This window comes from Ruegeria sp. D6 (genome assembly GCF_056534365.1).
The window spans coordinates 301,529-319,551 of sequence record NZ_JBQFPH010000001.1 but is presented as its reverse complement, the minus strand read 5'-3'; the positions used below and the strand labels follow the sequence as shown (position 1 = coordinate 319,551).

16 protein-coding genes are annotated in these 18,023 nt (G+C 58.0%); 6 read left to right on the top strand and 10 right to left on the bottom strand.

What is annotated here, in order from left to right; translation table 11 throughout:
• From ACR0A1_RS01540 to ACR0A1_RS01530, 3 genes are read right to left on the bottom strand one after another with little or no spacing between them, the layout of a single operon-like run.
• Positions 1-1,608, bottom strand: a complete 1,608-nt coding sequence (locus ACR0A1_RS01540; RefSeq protein WP_480865964.1) for a carboxyl transferase domain-containing protein — start codon at positions 1,606-1,608, stop codon at positions 1-3.
• Positions 1,605-2,069: a lysozyme inhibitor LprI family protein gene (locus ACR0A1_RS01535; RefSeq protein ID WP_170466002.1), complete on the bottom strand. Its 465-nt coding sequence runs from the start codon at positions 2,067-2,069 to the stop codon at positions 1,605-1,607. The genes ACR0A1_RS01540 and ACR0A1_RS01535 overlap by 4 nt, the downstream gene beginning before the upstream one ends.
• Positions 2,066-3,592: an AMP-binding protein gene (locus ACR0A1_RS01530; protein ID WP_480865962.1), complete on the bottom strand. Its 1,527-nt coding sequence runs from the start codon at positions 3,590-3,592 to the stop codon at positions 2,066-2,068. Before ACR0A1_RS01530 ends, ACR0A1_RS01535 begins: the two co-directional genes overlap by 4 nt.
• A 136-nt stretch (positions 3,593-3,728) precedes the next feature.
• Here ACR0A1_RS01530 and ACR0A1_RS01525 point away from each other — a divergent pair, with 136 nt between their 5' ends.
• Positions 3,729-4,334, top strand: a complete 606-nt coding sequence (locus ACR0A1_RS01525; RefSeq protein WP_170404039.1) for an OmpW/AlkL family protein — start codon at positions 3,729-3,731, stop codon at positions 4,332-4,334.
• A gap of 47 nt (positions 4,335-4,381) precedes the next feature.
• On the opposite strand, the gene ACR0A1_RS01520 is transcribed toward ACR0A1_RS01525, so the two are convergent.
• The 3 genes from ACR0A1_RS01520 to ACR0A1_RS01510 form a co-directional block, all read right to left on the bottom strand.
• On the bottom strand, positions 4,382-5,545 hold the full coding sequence (locus tag ACR0A1_RS01520) for an isovaleryl-CoA dehydrogenase (protein WP_223117768.1): 1,164 nt from the start codon (positions 5,543-5,545) through the stop codon (positions 4,382-4,384).
• A 163-nt stretch (positions 5,546-5,708) separates the two neighbouring features.
• Positions 5,709-6,899 carry a DegT/DnrJ/EryC1/StrS family aminotransferase gene (locus tag ACR0A1_RS01515; RefSeq protein ID WP_480865959.1) on the bottom strand — a complete coding sequence of 397 codons (1,191 nt, stop codon included), beginning with the start codon at positions 6,897-6,899 and terminating at the stop codon, positions 5,709-5,711.
• Positions 6,900-6,938: 39 nt separating this feature from the next.
• The gene (locus ACR0A1_RS01510; RefSeq protein ID WP_480865957.1) at positions 6,939-7,610 is read right to left on the bottom strand and encodes an HAD-IA family hydrolase; all 672 of its coding nucleotides are present in this window, start codon (positions 7,608-7,610) and stop codon (positions 6,939-6,941) included.
• A 134-nt stretch (positions 7,611-7,744) separates the two neighbouring features.
• Between ACR0A1_RS01510 and glmU the strand changes: the two genes are divergently transcribed.
• From glmU to ACR0A1_RS01495, 3 genes are read left to right on the top strand one after another with little or no spacing between them, the layout of a single operon-like run.
• Positions 7,745-9,097 (top strand): bifunctional UDP-N-acetylglucosamine diphosphorylase/glucosamine-1-phosphate N-acetyltransferase GlmU, encoded by a 1,353-nt coding sequence (gene glmU, locus ACR0A1_RS01505; RefSeq protein WP_480865955.1) that lies wholly within the window; start codon positions 7,745-7,747, stop codon positions 9,095-9,097.
• A 3-nt stretch (positions 9,098-9,100) separates the two neighbouring features.
• A complete protein-coding gene (gene glmS / locus ACR0A1_RS01500) occupies positions 9,101-10,924 on the top strand; it encodes a glutamine--fructose-6-phosphate transaminase (isomerizing) (RefSeq protein ID WP_480865953.1) in 1,824 nt (607 codons plus the stop codon).
• 6 nt (positions 10,925-10,930) lie between these two features.
• Positions 10,931-11,614, top strand: coding sequence for a DNA alkylation repair protein (locus ACR0A1_RS01495; protein ID WP_480612870.1), 684 nt, complete (start codon positions 10,931-10,933; stop codon positions 11,612-11,614).
• Here ACR0A1_RS01495 and ACR0A1_RS01490 read toward each other — a convergent pair.
• Positions 11,602-12,015, bottom strand: coding sequence for a hypothetical protein (locus tag ACR0A1_RS01490; protein WP_170404060.1), 414 nt, complete (start codon positions 12,013-12,015; stop codon positions 11,602-11,604). The two genes, ACR0A1_RS01495 and ACR0A1_RS01490, sit on opposite strands and share 13 nt — an antisense overlap.
• A 91-nt stretch (positions 12,016-12,106) precedes the next feature.
• On the opposite strand from ACR0A1_RS01490, the gene moaA reads away from it, so the two are divergent.
• Together moaA and ACR0A1_RS01480 are read left to right on the top strand one after the other, a co-directional pair.
• Positions 12,107-13,114: a GTP 3',8-cyclase MoaA gene (moaA, locus tag ACR0A1_RS01485; protein WP_170404063.1), complete on the top strand. Its 1,008-nt coding sequence runs from the start codon at positions 12,107-12,109 to the stop codon at positions 13,112-13,114.
• A gap of 1 nt (position 13,115) precedes the next feature.
• Positions 13,116-14,414: a 3-deoxy-D-manno-octulosonic acid transferase gene (locus ACR0A1_RS01480; RefSeq protein WP_480865951.1), complete on the top strand. Its 1,299-nt coding sequence runs from the start codon at positions 13,116-13,118 to the stop codon at positions 14,412-14,414.
• Positions 14,415-14,491: 77 nt separating this feature from the next.
• Here ACR0A1_RS01480 and ACR0A1_RS01475 read toward each other — a convergent pair whose 3' ends face one another.
• From ACR0A1_RS01475 to ACR0A1_RS01465, 3 genes are read right to left on the bottom strand one after another with little or no spacing between them, the layout of a single operon-like run.
• Positions 14,492-15,655, bottom strand: a complete 1,164-nt coding sequence (locus ACR0A1_RS01475) for a M20 aminoacylase family protein (protein WP_170511235.1) — start codon at positions 15,653-15,655, stop codon at positions 14,492-14,494.
• Between the two features lie 17 nt (positions 15,656-15,672).
• The gene (locus ACR0A1_RS01470) at positions 15,673-16,836 is read right to left on the bottom strand and encodes a M20 aminoacylase family protein (RefSeq protein ID WP_170397097.1); all 1,164 of its coding nucleotides are present in this window, start codon (positions 16,834-16,836) and stop codon (positions 15,673-15,675) included.
• 14 nt (positions 16,837-16,850) lie between these two features.
• Positions 16,851-18,017 (bottom strand): M20 aminoacylase family protein, encoded by a 1,167-nt coding sequence (locus tag ACR0A1_RS01465; protein WP_480865948.1) that lies wholly within the window; start codon positions 18,015-18,017, stop codon positions 16,851-16,853.
• Positions 18,018-18,023: the final 6 nt, after the last annotated feature.

Below are 18,023 nucleotides of genomic sequence, written 5' to 3'. Positions count from 1 at the left end.
TTACATCCTGAACACGCCGAAACGTGTCTCCTCAATCGGGGCGTTTAGCGCGGCGCTCAGCGATAGGGCCAGCACGTCGCGGCTTTTGCGCGGGTCGATGATGCCGTCATCCCAGAGCCGGGCCGAGGCATAAAGCGGGTGGGATTGCTCCTCGAACATGTCCAGCGTCGGGCGCTTGAATTCAGCCTCTTCCTCGGCGGACCATGTGCCGCCCTGTCGTTCGATCCCGTCACGCTTGACGGTGGCAAGAACGCCCGCAGCCTGCTCGCCCCCCATCACGGAAATGCGCGAATTCGGCCAGGTCCACAGGAACCGAGGCTGATAGGCGCGTCCTGCCATGCCGTAGTTTCCAGCTCCGAAGGACCCTCCGACAAGCATTGTGATCTTTGGAACGCTCGTCGTCGCCACCGCCGTCACCATCTTGGCCCCGTGCCTCGCGATGCCTTCGTTTTCGTATTTGCGGCCGACCATGAAGCCGGTGATGTTCTGCAGGAAGACCAGCGGGGTTTTGCGCTGCGAACACAGTTCGACAAAATGCGCACCCTTCTGCGCAGCCTCCGAGAACAGTACGCCATTGTTGGCAATGATCCCAACCGGGCAACCTTTGACATGGGCGAATCCGGTCACCAGCGTCTCACCAAATCGCGGTTTGAACTCGTCGAAGCGCGAGCCATCGACCAGCCGCGCAATCACCTCGCGGATGTCATAGGGCGTCCGCAGATCGGCGGGAACTACGCCCAAAATTTCCTCGGGATCATAGGCAGGCTCTTCCGGTGTTTCGAACTGTAGGCCAGGCTTCAGCTCGGCACCCCCCAACGACCCGACGGCCCGCCGAGCCAAGGCCAACGCATGCGCATCATCCTCGGCCAGATAATCCGCCACACCGGACAGGCGCGTATGCACATCGCCGCCACCCAGATCTTCGGCTGTCACAACCTCCCCCGTCGCAGCCTTGACCAAAGGCGGTCCGGCCAGAAAGATCGTGCCCTGTTCTTTTACGATGATCGTGACATCGGACATCGCAGGCACATAGGCCCCGCCTGCCGTACACGAGCCCATCACGACGGCTATCTGAGCGATCCCCTTCGCGCTCATCCGCGCCTGATTGTAGAAGATGCGGCCAAAGTGATCGCGATCGGGAAACACCTCATCCTGATTGGGCAGGTTCGCGCCGCCGCTATCGACCAAATAGATGCAGGGCAGATGGTTTTCCTCGGCAATCTCCTGCGCGCGGAGGTGTTTCTTGACGGTCATCGGATAGTATGTGCCGCCTTTCACAGTGGCATCGTTGCACACCACCATGACCTCGCGCCCCTGCACTCGGCCAATCCCCGCGATCACCCCGGCACAGGGCGCGGCATCTCCATACATCCCATGTGCCGCCGTCGCGCCGATTTCCAAGAACGGAGAACCCGGATCGAGCAGGTTCGCCACCCGACGACGCGGCAGCATCTTGCCCCGCGATTCATGCCGCGCCCGCGATTTTTCACCGCCACCCATGCGGGCCGCTTCGGCGGCATCCGTAATATGTGCCAGCGCATCCAGATGTGCGGCTCGGTTCGCCTTAAACCCCTCAGAGGTTGGTATGGCTTTGGATTTTATTTTCATTCCATCTTCCCCAAGTCGCGCAATTCCACAGCGCGTTCAGCGGTTTCGGTCAGCAGGCAATTTGCGGCAACAATCGAGCGTATCGTTCCATCAGACCATATGCCGTAGGCCAGAGCACATTCAGCATCCCGAAACCCGATCCATGCGCGTTGAGCATCTCGCAACTGGTCCGAAAGTTCGGGACTTTGTTCAGCCAGTTCTGCTCGACGCAGTTTATACTGTTCGTTTAGAAATGAATCCCAAATTTGGGTTTCGGCTTGAATACACTCGGTGATGCCAAGGGTTGTTTCATTTCCCGGTATCGTTTGGCAGGCATTGGCAGCTGCGCCGAGACATGATGACATGCTATCGCCCTGCTGCGTCTGAGAAAAACACTGTTGAATATACGACTGGTCTACCCAAGCGCCCTGAGCGGAAACAAGCGATGGTGCTAGCATCGCAGCAAGTGCAATTCGCATCATGTAATTGCCTCCCCTGCAGCCCGCGCCTTCAATTCCTTCCGGATCACCTTTCCTGTCACCGTCATCGGCAACTCTTCCAGAAACGACACCTCACGCGGATAGGAATACTGCGCCAAACGGTCCTTAACCCAGTCCTGCAACTCAGCGCCCGACGCCTCAGCCCCCGGCTTCAATACCACATAGGCCTTCACGATCTCGGTCCGCAGCTCATCGGGCTTGCCGACCACGCCCACCGTTGCCACTGACGGATGGGTCAGCAGGCAATCCTCGATCTCAGCCGGGCCAATCCGGTAACCTGCCGAGGTAATCACGTCATCATCCCGACCGACAAAGCGCAGATAATCGCCCACCCACACGCCACGGTCACCGGTGATCAGCCAATCACCTCGGAATTTCTCAGCCGTTGCTTGCGGATTATTCCAGTATTCCAGCAGCATTGAGGCCGAACCGCGCCGGATGGCAACATCGCCTTCCTCCGTCGTCGGTAGGCCGTGATCGTCAATTACCGCCACCTCATGACCAGGCACCGGTTTACCGATACAGCCGGGTTGCACGGGAAAGTCCTCGGCGCAGGAGGATACGACCATGTTACACTCGGTCTGGCCATAAAACTCGTTGATCGTCAGACCAAACGCCTGCTGGCCCCAAGCCAACATCTCAGCGCCCAAAGGCTCGCCCCCAGACGCCACCGACCGCAATCCCGGTATCGACTGATCCGCAGCTTTGAGCATCCGTAAAGCCGTCGGCGGAAAGAAGACGTTCCGCACCCCTGCCCGCGCGATCACATCGGCGCAGGCCTGTGGGGTGAATTTGTCCAACCGCGTGGCGACCACCGGAACGCCCAGCGCAAGCCCGGGCATCAGAACGTCGAACAAGCCGCCGATCCACGCCCAGTCTGCTGGCGTCCACAGGCAATCCCCTTCACGCAGGTGGTTGTGGCTGATCGAGACGCCCGGCAGGTGGCCCAGCAGCACACGATGACCATGCAGCGCACCCTTGGGGCTGCCAGTAGTGCCGGACGTGTAGATTAGGACTGCCGGATCCTCGAGGCCGGTATCAGCAAAGGGCACCGGTTGCCCTTCCTGCCTAATCTCATCAACCAAAAGCGGTTGGGCCAATTCACCCAGTAACGCAGACCCTTCCGCATCGGTCAATACGATCCGCGCACCTGCATCTCTGACGCGCGATGCCAGCGCATCGTGTTTGAACAGCTTGAACAACGGCACCGAAATCGCGCCGATCTTCCAGATCGCCAGATGCGCGGCGGCACACCACGGCGACTGGCTGAGCAAGACGCCAACCCGGTCTCCTGGCTGGACCCGAGCTATCAACGCGCGAGCGATGCCATCAACCATAAGCTCCAGTTCGCCAAATGTTACCACGCTCGGATCGCCCCGGGTCAGATCCAGCAAAGCAACCCGATCGGATTGTTGCGACAGGCATTGCTGCGCCATGTTCAGCCGATCAGGCATCGCCCAGCTTTGGTCGCCGCGCAAACCCGGTATGCGCTCAGCGGGATGCATGCTGATTTTCCCTTATTTCATTAGCGGTTGCAGCTAGCCTCCCCGCTTCAGCAATTTCCGGAGTTTGATGCAGATCAGAGCATTTCTGCGCCGCGGCATCCAAAACATCGGCATCAACGCAAGCAAAGGCACGAATATGACAAAGAAACTCGCCGCTTTGACCCTTTCTACCGCACTTGTCGCTCTGGCTGCCCCAGCCTTCGCCCAATCCCAAGGCGATTGGACAGTCGGTGTTGGTGTCGGCTATCTGGACCCCAAATCCGACAATGGGACTCTGGCCGGGTTCGACGCCGAAATCGACTCGGACACCCGTCCGATTTTCACCGTCGAATACTTCGTTCAGGACAATCTCGGGATCGAGCTCTTGGCCTCGACCCCCTACAAGCATGACGTCACTCTCGGTGGCAGCGTTGACGCGGGCAGCGTCAAGCATCTTCCGCCTACTCTGTCGCTGAACTATCACTTCCCGACCAATAGCGCGTGGAAGCCCTATGTCGGCGCTGGTCTGAACTACACCATCTTCTTCGAGGAAGACTCGCCTTTGGGCGATCTCGATCTGGACAACTCCTTCGGCGTTTCTCTGCAGGCCGGTCTGGATTACATGGTCACGGAAAAAGGCGCGGTGCGTCTGAACGTGCGCTGGTTCGACATCGACTCGGACGTCAAACTTGACGGCAACGACATCGGCACCGCCGAAATCGACCCGTTCCTGATTGGCCTGTCCTACGTTCATCGTTTCTGATCCAATCGCAAAAAGCCCCGTGGTTCAATGAACTGCGGGGTTTTCCGTCACAACATCTCGTTCATCATTTCGCGCCCAATCAGCATGCGGCGGATTTCGCTGGTGCCCGCGCCGATCTCCATCAGCTTTGCATCTCGGAAAATCCGGCTGACCGGCGAATCCGACAGGAAACCGGCACCACCCAACGCCTGAACGGCCTGATGCGCCTGCACCATCGCCTGTTCCGAGGCATATAGGCAGCACGCTGCAGCATCCTGACGGGTTACATCCCCGCGGTCGCATGCCTTGGCAACTTCGTAGACATAGGCCCGCGCCGAATTCATGGCTGTGTACATATCCGCGATCTTGCCTTGCATGAGCTGGAAGCTACCGATCGGTTTTCCGAACTGCTTACGCTCGGCCAGATAGGGCATCACTTCATCCAAGCAGGCGGCCATGATCCCGGTTCCAATACCCGCAAGAACCACACGCTCATAGTCCAGACCGGACATCAGAACGGCTACACCCCGCCCTTCTTCGCCCAGAACATTCTCGAACGGCACTTCAACATCTTCAAAGATCAACTCAGCGGTGTTCGAGCCGCGCATGCCAAGCTTGTCGAAATGAGGCGAAGTCGAAAACCCGGTCATCTCTTTCTCGATCAGAAAGGCCGTGATCCCCTTTGACCCGGCGTCCGGATCGGTCTTGGCATAGACGACCAGAGTGTCTGCATCCGGCCCGTTGGTGATCCAGTATTTGTTGCCATTCAGCCGATAGTGATCGTTTCGCTTTTCTGCACGTAGCTTCATGGAAACCACATCCGACCCAGCCGAGGACTCGGACATAGCCAACGCCCCGACGTGTTCACCCGAAATCAGACGGGGCAGATATTTTTTCTTCTGCTCTTCTGTTCCGTTCAACTTGATCTGGTTCACGCACAAGTTCGAATGCGCGCCATAGGACAAAGATACCGAGGCCGAGGCGCGCGCCACTTCCTCAACTGCCACCGTATGCGCCAGATAGGACATACCGGCCCCGCCATATTCTTCAGGGACTGTGACGCCCAACAAACCAAGCTCACCCATCTCTTTCCACAGCTCATTCGGAAAGGCATTGGACGCGTCGATCTCGGCCGCCATCGGCTTGACCCGTTCCTGAGCCCAGCGGTGCACCATCTCACGCAAGGCGTTCACGTCCTCGCCCAGATCGAATTGCATTGTGGCCATAAACATGCAGGGCTCCTCCGATTGCATTAATGAACAAGCGTTCAATAATCAGATAGCAGCGTTTCCTCCTCGGGTCAATGACGACACGCAGGCCAACGCAAAACGCCGCCCGGCAAGGGGCGGCGTTTTCAGATAAATCGAGCGTGCGCTGAAAGCGCACTCCGCTGGACTATGACTGATAGACAGCGCTGACTTCAGCCCGGATAATGCGTGCAATTTGGGCACAATCTTCCAGCGAAAAGGTCAGTGGAACGCGCATATCCATGATCCCTGCCAATATCCGATCACTGACCGGCATCGGGGCGCTGTCGGCATAACGCCAACTGTCATAGCGTGAGGTAAAGCCCGACGGTTCAGTCCCCCCGAACCACTTCAGTTCGACCCCGCGCGCGGCGCAACGCTGGATTACCTCGGCAATGCGCTCGGGTGTCCAGTCCAGCAACAGGAATTGTATCGATGAACCGACATAGGTCTCAGCATCAGGCCGCTCCACCATCGTCAAACCCGGCGTTTCACGCAGGCCACGCTCAATCTCAACATAGCGTTCGTTCCAGCGCTGCACCTGCCGGTCCAGATCGCGCAACTGCGGGCGCAGGATCGCCGCACGCAGATTATCCATCCGGCCCGAGACATTGGGGGTGGTGTATTTGATCTGCTCGAACACCTCCGGCCCAGGCGCGGCCAGATGGCGTTCATAAAGCATATAAGAGCCGGACAACATCGTAGCCTTGGCGGCCAGTTCCGGATCATCCGTGATCAGCAACCCGCCCTCGCCCGAATTGACATGTTTATAGGTCTGGCACGAGTAACATCCGATGGCCCCCTGCCGCCCAGACAGCTGCCCGCGCCAGGCGGCACCCATGGTATGGGCGCAATCTTCGATCACGATCACACCCGCCGCATCACACGTCTGCATCAGGCGATCCATATCGCATAGATGCCCTCGCATGTGGCTCAGCATCAACACCTTCGCCTGATCCAGCTTGGCCTCAAGATCATCCAGATCGATGGTCAGGGCTTCGGTCACACCAACAAAGACCGGCTTTGCCCCAACCGACGCGATCGCCCCGGGCACCGGGGCCAGAGTGAACGCGTTGGTCAAAACCGGATCGCCCGGCTTAACCCCCACCGCCCGCAGAGCTGTGGCCAGAGCGTAGCCACCCGACGAGACCGCCAGACAGTATTTCGCTCCCATCTGGGCGGCGAATTCCTGCTCCAACAAAGCCGTCTCGCTCAACTCGCCAGGGGCAACATTGTAGCGGTGCAAACGACCATGGCGCAAAACGGCCAAGGCGGCCTCGATCGCCTCTTCGGGAATGGGTTCTTGCTGGGTGAAATTACCTGTGAATGTCTCAGTCATGAATCCGTTTTTATGCTGAGTGTTAAGCGGGTCAAGGGATCAGGCCGCCGCTCCGATCAAATCGGAGACCAGTTTCGGTAAATCATCAAAATGATGCAACAACGCCTCGGGCTCCAGCGCAGCCATCTCATCGCCCGACGGGCCGAATGTCACCAGTACCGACGGCACTCCCGCAGCCCGCGCCGTATTTCGGTCGGTATCTGAGTCGCCGATCAATACGCAGTGGTCAGGGTGCCCTCCGGCGCGACGCGCTGCTTCGCGTAACGGTTCAGGGTCGGGTTTCCGCACCGGTAATGTGTCTGCACCGATCAGTGAAGCAAAGTGATCACGGACACCCATCCGGGTCAGCAGCAAATCAGCCAGGCCTTCGGGCTTGTTGGTGCAAATCCCCACGCCATAACCTGCATCTTTCAGTGCTTCGACGGCTTCAAGCGCACCGGGATAGAAATAGGTATGCGTATCGATCGCCTGCCCATAGACGTCCAAAAAGACCGGATAATAGGCTTCAACAACGTCCGCGTCATAGGCGCCGACCCGCTTCAATCCATGGGACAACATCAAGCGTGCACCGCGTACCGATACCGCCGCATCAAGCTCGCGCGACAGAACATCCCCATGACCCATCTCGCGAAAACAATGGTTTGCAGCGGCCAGCAAATCACCAGATGTATCCGCCAAAGTTCCATCCAGATCAAAGATTACCGTTCGCATGCTCACCTCCTGAACCGGCGGGTTTCCGCCATGTCGTGTTGCAAACGGCAATCTTCTTTGATGGCTGAACCGCTTGCGCCTTTGCCCACAGCGGATAAAACGGGCGGCGACAAAACAAAAGAGAAAACGATTTCATGAGCACTGCCCTTGTCATTCTTGCCGCCGGAAAAGGCACAAGGATGAACTCTGATATTCCCAAAGTCCTGCATCCGATCGCTCAGGCCCCAATGCTGGTTCACGCCATGCGCGCCGGTGCTGTCCTGTCGCCCGAGCGCACGGTGATTGTTACCGGCCACGGTGCGGAAGCAGTCGCGCGTGTGGCTGAAGCCGAAGATGAAAACGCCAGCATTGCGGTGCAGGAAGAACAACTTGGCACCGCCCACGCGGTTGCGCAGGCGTGTGCAGCGCTGGAGGGCTTTCAGGGGGATGTGGTCGTCCTCTATGGTGACACCCCGTTTCTACAGCCCGACACCCTGCAGCGGATGATCGAAGCGCGCGCAAAAAACGATCTGGTCATTCTTGGTTTCGAAGCTGCAGACCCCGCCCGTTATGGCCGCCTTGTGATGAACGGAGACGCCCTAGAGCGGATCGTCGAGTTCAAGGATGCCACAGATGAAGAGCGCACTATAACCTTCTGTAACTCTGGTCTTTTGGCATGTGATACTGAAACTTTGTTCTCGCTGATCGATGCCGTTGGAAGTGACAATGCCTCAGGTGAATACTACCTGACCGACGTGGTTGAAATCGCCCGCAGCCGGGGGCTGAACGTGACCGCTGTGGCCTGTGACGAGGCACAAACGCTGGGCGTCAACTCGCGCACTGACCTGGCGGCGGCTGATGCGGTGTTTCAGGTGCAAGCACGGTCTGCATTGCTGGATCTGGGGGTCACACTGATGGCCCCTGAAACCGTGTATCTGGCCGCAGATACCGTAATTGGCCGCGACACTGTCATTGAACCCAATGTGGTTTTCGGCCCCGGAGTGACCGTGGAAAGCGGCGCAACGATCCGGGCGTTTTCACATCTCGAAGGCTGCCATGTCAGCCGAGGTTCGGTGGTCGGACCCTATGCCCGGCTGCGTCCGGGTACAGAGCTGGCTGAAAACGCCAAAATTGGCAACTTTGTCGAGATCAAGAACGCCGAAATCGCCGAAGGCGCTAAGGTGAATCACCTCAGCTATATCGGCGATGCCTCAGTCGGGGCGGCGACAAATATTGGTGCGGGAACCATCACCTGCAACTATGACGGCGTGATGAAGCATAAAACGACCATCGGGGAAAACGTGTTCATCGGATCGAACACGATGCTGGTGGCCCCGGTCACTCTGGGTGATGGCGCAATGACCGCCACGGGGACCGTAGTGACCAAGGATATTGAGCCAGACGCATTGGCCGTAGCGCGTTCCAAGCAGGAAAACAAACCCGGCTATGCGCGTAAATTGTTTGAAATGTTGAAGGCGAAGAAGGCTCGCCGCGACAAAGGAGCCTGAGTTATGTGTGGAATTGTTGGTGTTCTGGGCAGTCACGAAGCTGCCCCTATCCTGGTCGAAGCACTGAAGCGGCTTGAATATCGCGGTTATGACAGCGCCGGTATTGCGACCGTGAACGATGGCGCTTTGGGCCGCCGACGGGCCGTCGGCAAGTTGGTGAACCTAAGCGACCTTCTGGTTCACAACCCCCTTCCGGGTAAATCCGGTATCGGTCATACCCGCTGGGCCACCCATGGTGCCCCATCGGTTAACAATGCACATCCGCACAAGGCCGGGCCTGTCGCCGTAGTGCACAACGGCATCGTTGAAAACTATCGTGAATTGCGGGCTGAACTGGCCGATAATGGGGTCGGTTTCGTGACGGATACCGACACTGAAACCGTTGCCTTGATGACGGAAAGGTACATGTCCGAAGGTCTCTCTCCGGTCGACGCCTCGTTTAAAACCATTGATCGGCTTAAGGGCGCCTTTGCGCTCGCTTTTCTGTTCGACGGTCAAGAAGACCTGATTGTTGCGGCGCGCAAGGGCTCGCCCCTTGCAATTGGTCACGGCGACGGTGAGATGTTTGTTGGGTCTGATGCGATCGCGCTGGCCCCCCTGACGGATCGCATCACCTATCTTGAGGAAGGCGATCGGGCGGTTCTGACCCGCACTTCGCTTGAGATTCGAACCGAATCGGGAGAGCTTGCCAACCGCGAAATTCGGCAGATTCAAATCGATCAGACCCGTGCCGACAAAGGCGGCCACAAGCATTATATGGCCAAGGAAATTGCCGAGCAGCCTGTTGTGGTGGCCGAAGCCATCCGCTCGTATCTTCCGACCGGAGGCGATCAGGTTGTATTGCCCGGCGACGGTCTGGATTTCACCAAGCTGGACCGTCTGACCATGGTGGCTTGCGGCACGGCATTCTATGCTTGCCTGACGGCAAAATACTGGTTCGAACAGCTGGCCAAGATGCCGGTTGAAGTCGATATCGCCAGCGAGTTCCGCTATCGCGAGCCTCCAATCTCGGACCGGACGTTGGCGTTGTTTGTAAGCCAGTCGGGCGAAACCGCCGACACGCTTGCTGCCCTGCGCTATTGCGAGGGCAAGGCGGACAAGATTGTCTCGGTCGTGAATGTCGCGGAAAGCTCGATTGCGCGCGAAAGCGATGTGGCGTTGCCGATCCATGCGGGTGTTGAGATCGGTGTTGCTTCGACCAAGGCGTTCACCTGTCAGCTTAGCGTGTTGCTGATGCTTGCCCTCAAGGCCGCTGCAGATCGAGGCACGCTTAGCGATGAAGAGATCGCCGATCACGCGGCCGCCCTTCGCGGTTTGCCGACTGTTCTGAATGCTGCGCTGGATCAAAATGACGCTATTCGCCAATCTGCCCAGCGCCTGTCCGAGGCGCGCGACGTGCTGTTCCTGGGCCGTGGCCTCATGTACCCGCTGGCGATGGAAGGCGCGCTGAAACTCAAGGAAATCAGCTATATTCACGCCGAAGGCTATGCCTCGGGTGAGTTGAAGCACGGCCCCATCGCCTTGATCGACAAGCATATGCCGGTTGTTGTCATGGCACCGCGCGACGCAGTTTTCGACAAGACAGTTTCGAACATGCAGGAGGTGATGGCGCGCAAGGGCAAGGTTATCCTTGTCTCGGATGATGACGGTATCGCTGAGGCAGAAGATGGAGTTTGGAGCACGATCCGTATGCCACATGTGCACACCAGCCTTGCCCCGATTCTCTATTCGGTGCCCGCGCAATTGCTAGCCTACCACACGGCGGTGGCCAAAGGCACAGATGTTGATCAGCCCCGTAATCTGGCAAAATCCGTCACGGTTGAGTGATCAGGTATGCAAGCCTATCTTGATCAGATCAAAGCCCATGCCGATCCCGAACGCGCAGAACAGGTGGCGGCCTATCACAAGGTAGACCGCCCCTATCTGGGTGTTCCGAACCCGGTTCTGAACGATCTGACCAAGGCGTGGCGACGCGAACTTGAGGTCGCTGACCGCATCTCCGTCGCCGATGGGTTGTGGCAGACCAACATTCACGAGGCGCGGGTCGCGGCAGCAAAGCTGCTGACCCAAGCCCGTATCCGACCGGATGACGCGGTGTGGGACCTGCTGCAAAGCTGGCTACCGGATTTTGACGCCTGGGCAGTGGCCGATCATGCCTGTATGGCGATGCAAAAGCGTCTTTCGGCGGATCCAACCCGGCTGGATCAGGTCGAACGCTGGACTACGTCGGGCCACATGTGGACCAAACGCGCCGCGCTGGTCGCCACCTTGCCCTGGACCAAACAGAACCATCCCAAACCGAAAGACCTGGCATGCCGTGACCGTATACTCGGCTGGGCTGCCACGTATGTCTCCGATCGGGAATGGTTTATCCAGAAGGCCATCGCATGGTGGCTGCGCGAATTGTCAAAGCATGATCCAGAGCGCGTAGTCGCGTTTCTGGAAACGCACGGCGCAAACATGAAACCCTTTGCCCGCAAAGAGGCTGGGAAATACCTGCGCGCTCAGTCGGAATAGACTTCCAGTTCCACCAACTCGTCATATGGCACCAACAGCGCGCGCATGGCTTCAAGCGACAGCCGTCCGCCACCGCCTTCGGGGCCTGGTGCGGGAACAAGCGTGACATAGGCCTGCGCACCCGTGCGCGGCACAACCACGCGGCCGTTGATTTCAGTTTGTACCAGAGGCGTCTGCAACCAGCGCCCCGGTGTGTTGGGATCGCCCAGCCCGGCAACGGTCGTTTTGGCGCCAGACCACCCTGCGGCAGCCACAGGCTCAGGAGTTACCTCCGTCGCCTCTGCTGTAACGGGTTCAGCCGCCGTCTCGTTGGATGAACTTCCGAACACCCGATCCGTCGTGGACCGAACGGCATCGCAACCGGCAACGAGGCTAAAAGCTAAAACCAAAGCATATTTCATAACACAAAACCTAGAGCGCTGCGCCTAACTGTACCAGTCCAAAACGCAGATGGCACTTGCCGCGAACATGCCTCCGCTTTACCTATGAGCCATGACAGCTCCGCTTATAGACCCGTTTGCCCGCGCCATCACCTATCTTCGCGTCTCCGTTACGGATCGCTGCGATTTCCGCTGCGTCTACTGCATGTCCGAAGATATGAAGTTTCTTCCCAAGAAAGACCTTCTGACTCTGGAAGAGTTGGATCGTATGTGCACGACTTTCGTCAATTTGGGCGTCGAGAAATTGCGCATCACCGGGGGCGAACCACTGGTTAGGCGAAACATCATGTCATTCTTCAACAGCATGACCCGACACCTGGACAGCGGCGCCCTGAAGGAGCTGACGCTGACAACCAACGGATCACAATTGCACCGATTTGCGGATGATCTTTACGCAGCGGGCGTGCGGCGCGTGAATGTATCGCTCGATACGCTGGATGAAGACAAATTTGCCAAGGTCACCCGATGGGGCCGCCTGAAACAGGTGCTGAACGGCATTGACGCAGCGCAGAAGGCTGGCCTGCGGATCAAGATCAACGCTGTCGCTCTGAAAGGGTTCAACGAGCCCGAGCTACCCAAGATCACCGAATGGTGTGCCGAACGTGATATGGATCTGACCTGGATCGAGGTGATGCCCATGGGCGACATAGGCAACGAAGACCGGCTGGATCAGTATTGGTCGCTCAAGGACGTCCGCAAGGAATACCAGAACCACTATACGGTCACTGATCTGGCCGAACGGACAGGTGGTCCGGCGCGGTATGTCAGGCTTGAGGAGACCGGACAAAAGATCGGTTTCATAACGCCACTCAGCCATAACTTCTGCGAAAGCTGCAACCGCGTACGCCTGACCTGCACTGGTGAGATCTACATGTGCCTTGGCCAGGAAGATATGGCTGATCTGCGCGCACCCCTGCGCGATCATCCCGATACCGAGAAACCGTTGGAAGACGCGATCCGTGCAGCCATCAACCTCAAGCCCAAGGGCCATGATTTCGACTATTCCCGGCAAGCCGTCGACGGTCAGATGAGCCGCCACATGAGTCATACGGGCGGCTGAGATGCCCGGCACACCCGCGCAGCGAACGCTGCTGTACAAACTGTACTGCGGTCTCATATCTATTGCCGAACCCCTGATTTGGCGAAAAGTACGCAACAAACTGCACGCTGCGGGTGTTCCCGAAAGCCGCCAGCAAGAACGGCTTGGCCATGCCAGTTTGCCGCGCCCAGATGGGCAGCTGATCTGGTTTCACGCGGCCAGTGTGGGTGAAAGCCTATCGGTTCTAAGCCTGATCAACCGTCTGGGGCAGCGCCTGCCGAATGCTGAGTTTCTCATCACCTCAGGCACCCCGACCTCGGCGACGTTGATTGCTAAGCGCTTGCCTGCCCGGACGCGCCACCAATATCCGCCATTGGACATCGCCGCTCCGGTGCGCGAGTTTCTGGACCACTGGAAACCCGATGCAGGCATCTTTGTAGAAAGTGAAATCTGGCCCCGGCTGATCGTAGAGGCCGCAAATCGCGGCACGCCACTGGCGCTCTTGAATGCCCGGCTATCTGACAAATCAGTGGATAGTTGGAACAAGCGCCCGAACACTGCGCGCTTCATTCTGGATCATTTCAAGGTATTTCTGACCCAGAACGACAAAACCGCCGCTAATCTGATCGCAATTGGTGCCGACGCGGATCGCGTACAGCCCGGCACCAACCTCAAGGCCATGTCTGACCCGCTGCCCGTAAATCAGGATGTCCTGACCAAAACCCAAGCGCAGATAGATGGTCGCCCGCTATGGATTGCCAGTTCGACCCATGCAGGGGAAGAAGAAACGGTTCTGGCAGCCCACAAAGCGTTGCTACAGCGCTGGCCCGACCTGCTATTGCTGCTGATCCCTCGCCATCCGGAGCGTGGAGACGACGTTGCTAAATTGGTGAGAGATGCTGGACTTTCGCATGCACGACGCAGCGCTGACCAACAGATAGCATCAGACATACAGGTCTATGTCGCGGATACATTGGGTGAAACTGGAACCTGGTACGCCCTCTGCCCCATCGTTTTCCTGGGGGGATCGCTGAAAGAGATCGGCGGCCATAACCCGTTCGAACCGGTTCAGGCGGGGGCTGCGGTGATCACCGGCCCTGGTTATTTCAATTTTGCCGAGACATTTGAGCCGCTCATCAAAACGGGCGGCGCCGTCCGGATCAACTCGGCCAACGCATTGTCAGATGCTGTCACCCTCTGGCTGTCGGACAAAGCCGAACTGCACACCGCTCGAATGGCGGCCGATGCCTGCGTGAAAACACAGAGTTCGGCGTTGGATGCGGTGATCGAAGCGCTCTGCTCCCGCCTGTCTCTCGGCTGACAAAACACACCGATCCCTCTTCATCAGGCTAAAAATACCTCGGGGGGGGGGGGGGGGCAGAGCCCCCACCCTTTCCATCAAGCAGCAGGCATCCGCTGCTCAACAATCTCGGCCCACCAACTACACCCGGCAGGAATGGCCTCGTCGTTGAAATTATACTCGGGATGATGAACCATGGCCGTATCTCCATTGCCCACCAGAATATAAGCCCCCGGACGCTCTTCGAGCATAAAGGCAAAATCCTCACCCCCCATGACAAGGGGCGCCTCGTCACAGCTGCCCGAGACCGATTTCGCCACCTCGGCCGCGAAATCGGTCTGCTCGTCACTGTTCACCATCACCGGATAGCCACGAATATAGGTCACATCCGCCGTGCCACCAAAGGTCGCTGCAACTCCTGCGCAAATCTCGTTGATCCGTTTCTCGGCAAGATCGCGCATCTCTTTGCTCATGGTGCGTACGGTGCCTTTGATCTGCACTGTTTGAGGAATGACATTGAACGCCTTCGAGGAAGTCTCGAACGATGTCACAGACACCACGACCTGATCGATCGGGTCGGCATTGCGCGAGGCAATCGTCTGCAACGCCAACACGGCCTGCGCGGTCATCACGGTCGTATCCACGGTCTCCTGCGGTTTCGCGGCGTGGCCACCGCGACCTTCAAAGGTGATGTCGAACTGATCGGTCGCGGCAAAGAACGAACCCGGACGGATCGAGAAGCTGCCGACCGGACGGCCCGGCCAGTTGTGCATGCCGTAGACTTCCTGAATGTTCCAGCGCGCCATCATGCCGTCTTCGCACATTTCGCGACCACCGCCGCCACCTTCTTCAGCGGGCTGGAAGATCACCACTACAGTACCGTCAAAATTACGCGTTTCCGAAAGGTATTTCGCCGCCCCGAGCAGCATCGCCGTATGTCCATCATGGCCACAAGCATGCATCGCCCCATCGGTTTTCGAGGCGTAATCCAACCCCGTCGCCTCGTGAATCGGCAGCGCATCCATATCAGCACGCAGACCGATGACTTTGCCACTCGAGTCTGATTTGCCCTTGATCACACCGACAACCCCGGTGCGACCGATCCCGGTAACGACCTCGTCGCAGCCGAACTCTTTCAGTTTGTCCGCGACCAAAGCACTGGTGCGGTGGGTTTCAAACAGAATCTCGGGGTTTTCATGAATATCCCGTCGCCATTCGGTGATTTCGGCCTGCAATTCGGCAAAGCGGTTCTTAACTGGCATGTCTTCTCTCTCCTAATTCAAGCCGCCGGCATCCGGCGCTCGACCATTTCGGCAAACCATGAGCATCCCATCGGGATGATCTCATCGTTAAAATTGTATTCAGGGTGGTGCAGCCCGGCGCTGTCGCCATTGCCCAGCACGATGAACGCTCCGGGGCGTTCTTCCAGCATGAACGAGAAATCTTCGCCGCCCATCACCATGGGCGCTTCATCACAGCTGCCACCTACGGAAATGGCGGCCTCAGCGGCAAATTCCGTCTGTTCTTCGGCGTTGATCGTCACCGGAACTCCACGCGTGTATGAGACTTTGACAGTGCCACCGAAGGTTTCAGCAATACCCTCAGCCACCTCGCTTAGCCGCGTCTCGATCAGGTCGCGCATTTCGTTCGAATGCGTTCGTACAGTACCGCGCACCTGCGCCGATTGAGGGATCACATTGAACGCTTTGGATGAGGTCTCGACCGAAGTCACAGACAGAACCGCCTGTAAAATAGGGTCCGCGTTACGCGACACGATGGTCTGAAGTGCCACGATCAGTTGCGACAACATCACTGTAGTATCAATTGTTTCATGCGGTTTCGCCGCGTGGCCGCCTCGACCTTCCAGATGAATGTCGAACTCATCCGCAGCCGCCAGCAGCGGGCCAGACCGGATCGCGAACTGCCCCGTCGGCACACCTGGCACATTGTGCATGGCATAGACTTCCTGAATGCCGAACCGATCCATCAGACCGTCTTTGCACATCGCTTCGGCTCCATTGCCGCCTTCTTCCGCTGGTTGGAAAATCACAATGGCCGTGCCGTCGAAGTTCCGCGTCTCAGACAAGTATTTCGCCGCGCCCAACACCATCGCCGTATGGCCATCATGGCCACAGGCATGCATGGCGCCATCGGTTTTCGAGGCATAATCAAGGCCCGTCTGCTCCTGCATCGGCAGCGCGTCCATATCGGCACGCAGGCCGATCACACGACCCTGCGTGTCGGTCTTGCCCTTGATGACGCCAACAACTCCGGTGCGGCCAATGCCCGTCACAACCTCATCGCAACCGAACTCTTTCAGCTTTTCAGCCACCAAGGCGCTGGTGCGGTGGGTGTCATAGAGGATCTCAGGGTGTTGATGAATATCCCGCCGCCAACCGGTGATTTCTTCGTGCATTTCGGCAAGTCGGTTCTTGATTGGCATCTGATCCTCCCAAATCAGGCGACGGGTAATCGTCGTTCCACCAGCTCAGCAAACCAGCTGCAACCGGCGGGAATGGCGTCGTCGTCGAAGTTGTATTCCGGGTGATGGCACATGGCCGTGTCCCCGTTTCCGATAAAGATGTAGGCTCCGGGCCGTTCTTCAAGCATGTAAGCAAAATCTTCTGACGGCATGATTGGATCGGTGCTGTCATTGACCTTGCCTGCCACGACCTGCGCGGCCTCAGCAGCATAGATGGTTTCATCGTCCGAATTCACCGTCACCGGATAGCCCGGTGTCCACGTCATCTTAGCCGAAGCTCCAAAGGCCGAGGCAGTGTCTTCGGCGATCCGGCGCACGCGTTCTTCAGCGACCTTTCGATATTCTGGGTCAAGTGTGCGAACAGTTCCCCGCAACCGCACCGTATGGGCAATCACATTCGAGGCCACACTATCGGTTTCAAAAGTCCCGACGGTCAGCACCACCCTTTTGATAGGGTCCACGGTACGCGACACCACTGATTGCAAAGCTACAACAATGTGCGACGCAATCAGCGTTGTATCTACCGCCTCATGCGGGGCGGCAGCATGACCGCCTTTACCCGTTACAACAATTTCGAATTCATCCGAAGAAGCCAGCAATGCGCCTGGTCGAATGGCAAACTCACCAACCGGCATTCCCGGCATGTTGTGCATGCCATAGACTTCCTGAATACCCCAGCGCTCCATCAGCCCGTCCTGACACATGGCCAGACCACCTGCCCCGCCTTCTTCGGCAGGCTGGAAAATCAAAACAACAGTACCGTCAAAATTCCTCGTCTCGGCCAGATACTGCGCGGCGCCCAACAGCATCGAGGTATGACCGTCATGACCACAGGCATGCATCTTACCAGAAACCGTCGAAGCATAGTCCAGCCCCGTCGCCTCTTGAATGGGCAGCGCATCCATGTCGGCACGCAGCCCGATAACACGGCCTAGCGTATCCCGACGTCCCTTGATGACGGCAACCACGCCAGTCTTGCCGATGCCGGGCGTGATCTCATCCACACCGAACTCCTTCAGTCGGTCGACCACAAACCCTGCCGTTTCTTCCACATCGTACATCAGCTCGGGATGCATATGCAGGTGACGGCGCCATTTGGTGATCTCGCCATGCATTTCGGCGAGCCGGTTCTTGACGGGCATCTTTAA

Bases quoted from the DNA above. Each gene is read 5' to 3' on its own strand.
- ACR0A1_RS01540 (WP_480865964.1), bottom strand. From the start codon at position 1,608: ATGAAAATAAAATCCAAAGCCATACCAACCTCTGAGGGGTTTAAGGCG.
- ACR0A1_RS01535 (WP_170466002.1), bottom strand. From the start codon at position 2,069: ATGATGCGAATTGCACTTGCTGCGATGCTAGCACCATCGCTTGTTTCC.
- ACR0A1_RS01530 (WP_480865962.1), bottom strand. From the start codon at position 3,592: ATGCATCCCGCTGAGCGCATACCGGGTTTGCGCGGCGACCAAAGCTGG.
- ACR0A1_RS01525 (WP_170404039.1), top strand. From the start codon at position 3,729: ATGACAAAGAAACTCGCCGCTTTGACCCTTTCTACCGCACTTGTCGCT.
- ACR0A1_RS01520 (WP_223117768.1), bottom strand. From the start codon at position 5,545: ATGTTTATGGCCACAATGCAATTCGATCTGGGCGAGGACGTGAACGCC.
- ACR0A1_RS01515 (WP_480865959.1), bottom strand. From the start codon at position 6,899: ATGACTGAGACATTCACAGGTAATTTCACCCAGCAAGAACCCATTCCC.
- ACR0A1_RS01510 (WP_480865957.1), bottom strand. From the start codon at position 7,610: ATGCGAACGGTAATCTTTGATCTGGATGGAACTTTGGCGGATACATCT.
- glmU (WP_480865955.1), top strand. From the start codon at position 7,745: ATGAGCACTGCCCTTGTCATTCTTGCCGCCGGAAAAGGCACAAGGATG.
- glmS (WP_480865953.1), top strand. From the start codon at position 9,101: ATGTGTGGAATTGTTGGTGTTCTGGGCAGTCACGAAGCTGCCCCTATC.
- ACR0A1_RS01495 (WP_480612870.1), top strand. From the start codon at position 10,931: ATGCAAGCCTATCTTGATCAGATCAAAGCCCATGCCGATCCCGAACGC.
- ACR0A1_RS01490 (WP_170404060.1), bottom strand. From the start codon at position 12,015: ATGAAATATGCTTTGGTTTTAGCTTTTAGCCTCGTTGCCGGTTGCGAT.
- moaA (WP_170404063.1), top strand. From the start codon at position 12,107: ATGACAGCTCCGCTTATAGACCCGTTTGCCCGCGCCATCACCTATCTT.
- ACR0A1_RS01480 (WP_480865951.1), top strand. From the start codon at position 13,116: ATGCCCGGCACACCCGCGCAGCGAACGCTGCTGTACAAACTGTACTGC.
- ACR0A1_RS01475 (WP_170511235.1), bottom strand. From the start codon at position 15,655: ATGCCAGTTAAGAACCGCTTTGCCGAATTGCAGGCCGAAATCACCGAA.
- ACR0A1_RS01470 (WP_170397097.1), bottom strand. From the start codon at position 16,836: ATGCCAATCAAGAACCGACTTGCCGAAATGCACGAAGAAATCACCGGT.
- ACR0A1_RS01465 (WP_480865948.1), bottom strand. From the start codon at position 18,017: ATGCCCGTCAAGAACCGGCTCGCCGAAATGCATGGCGAGATCACCAAA.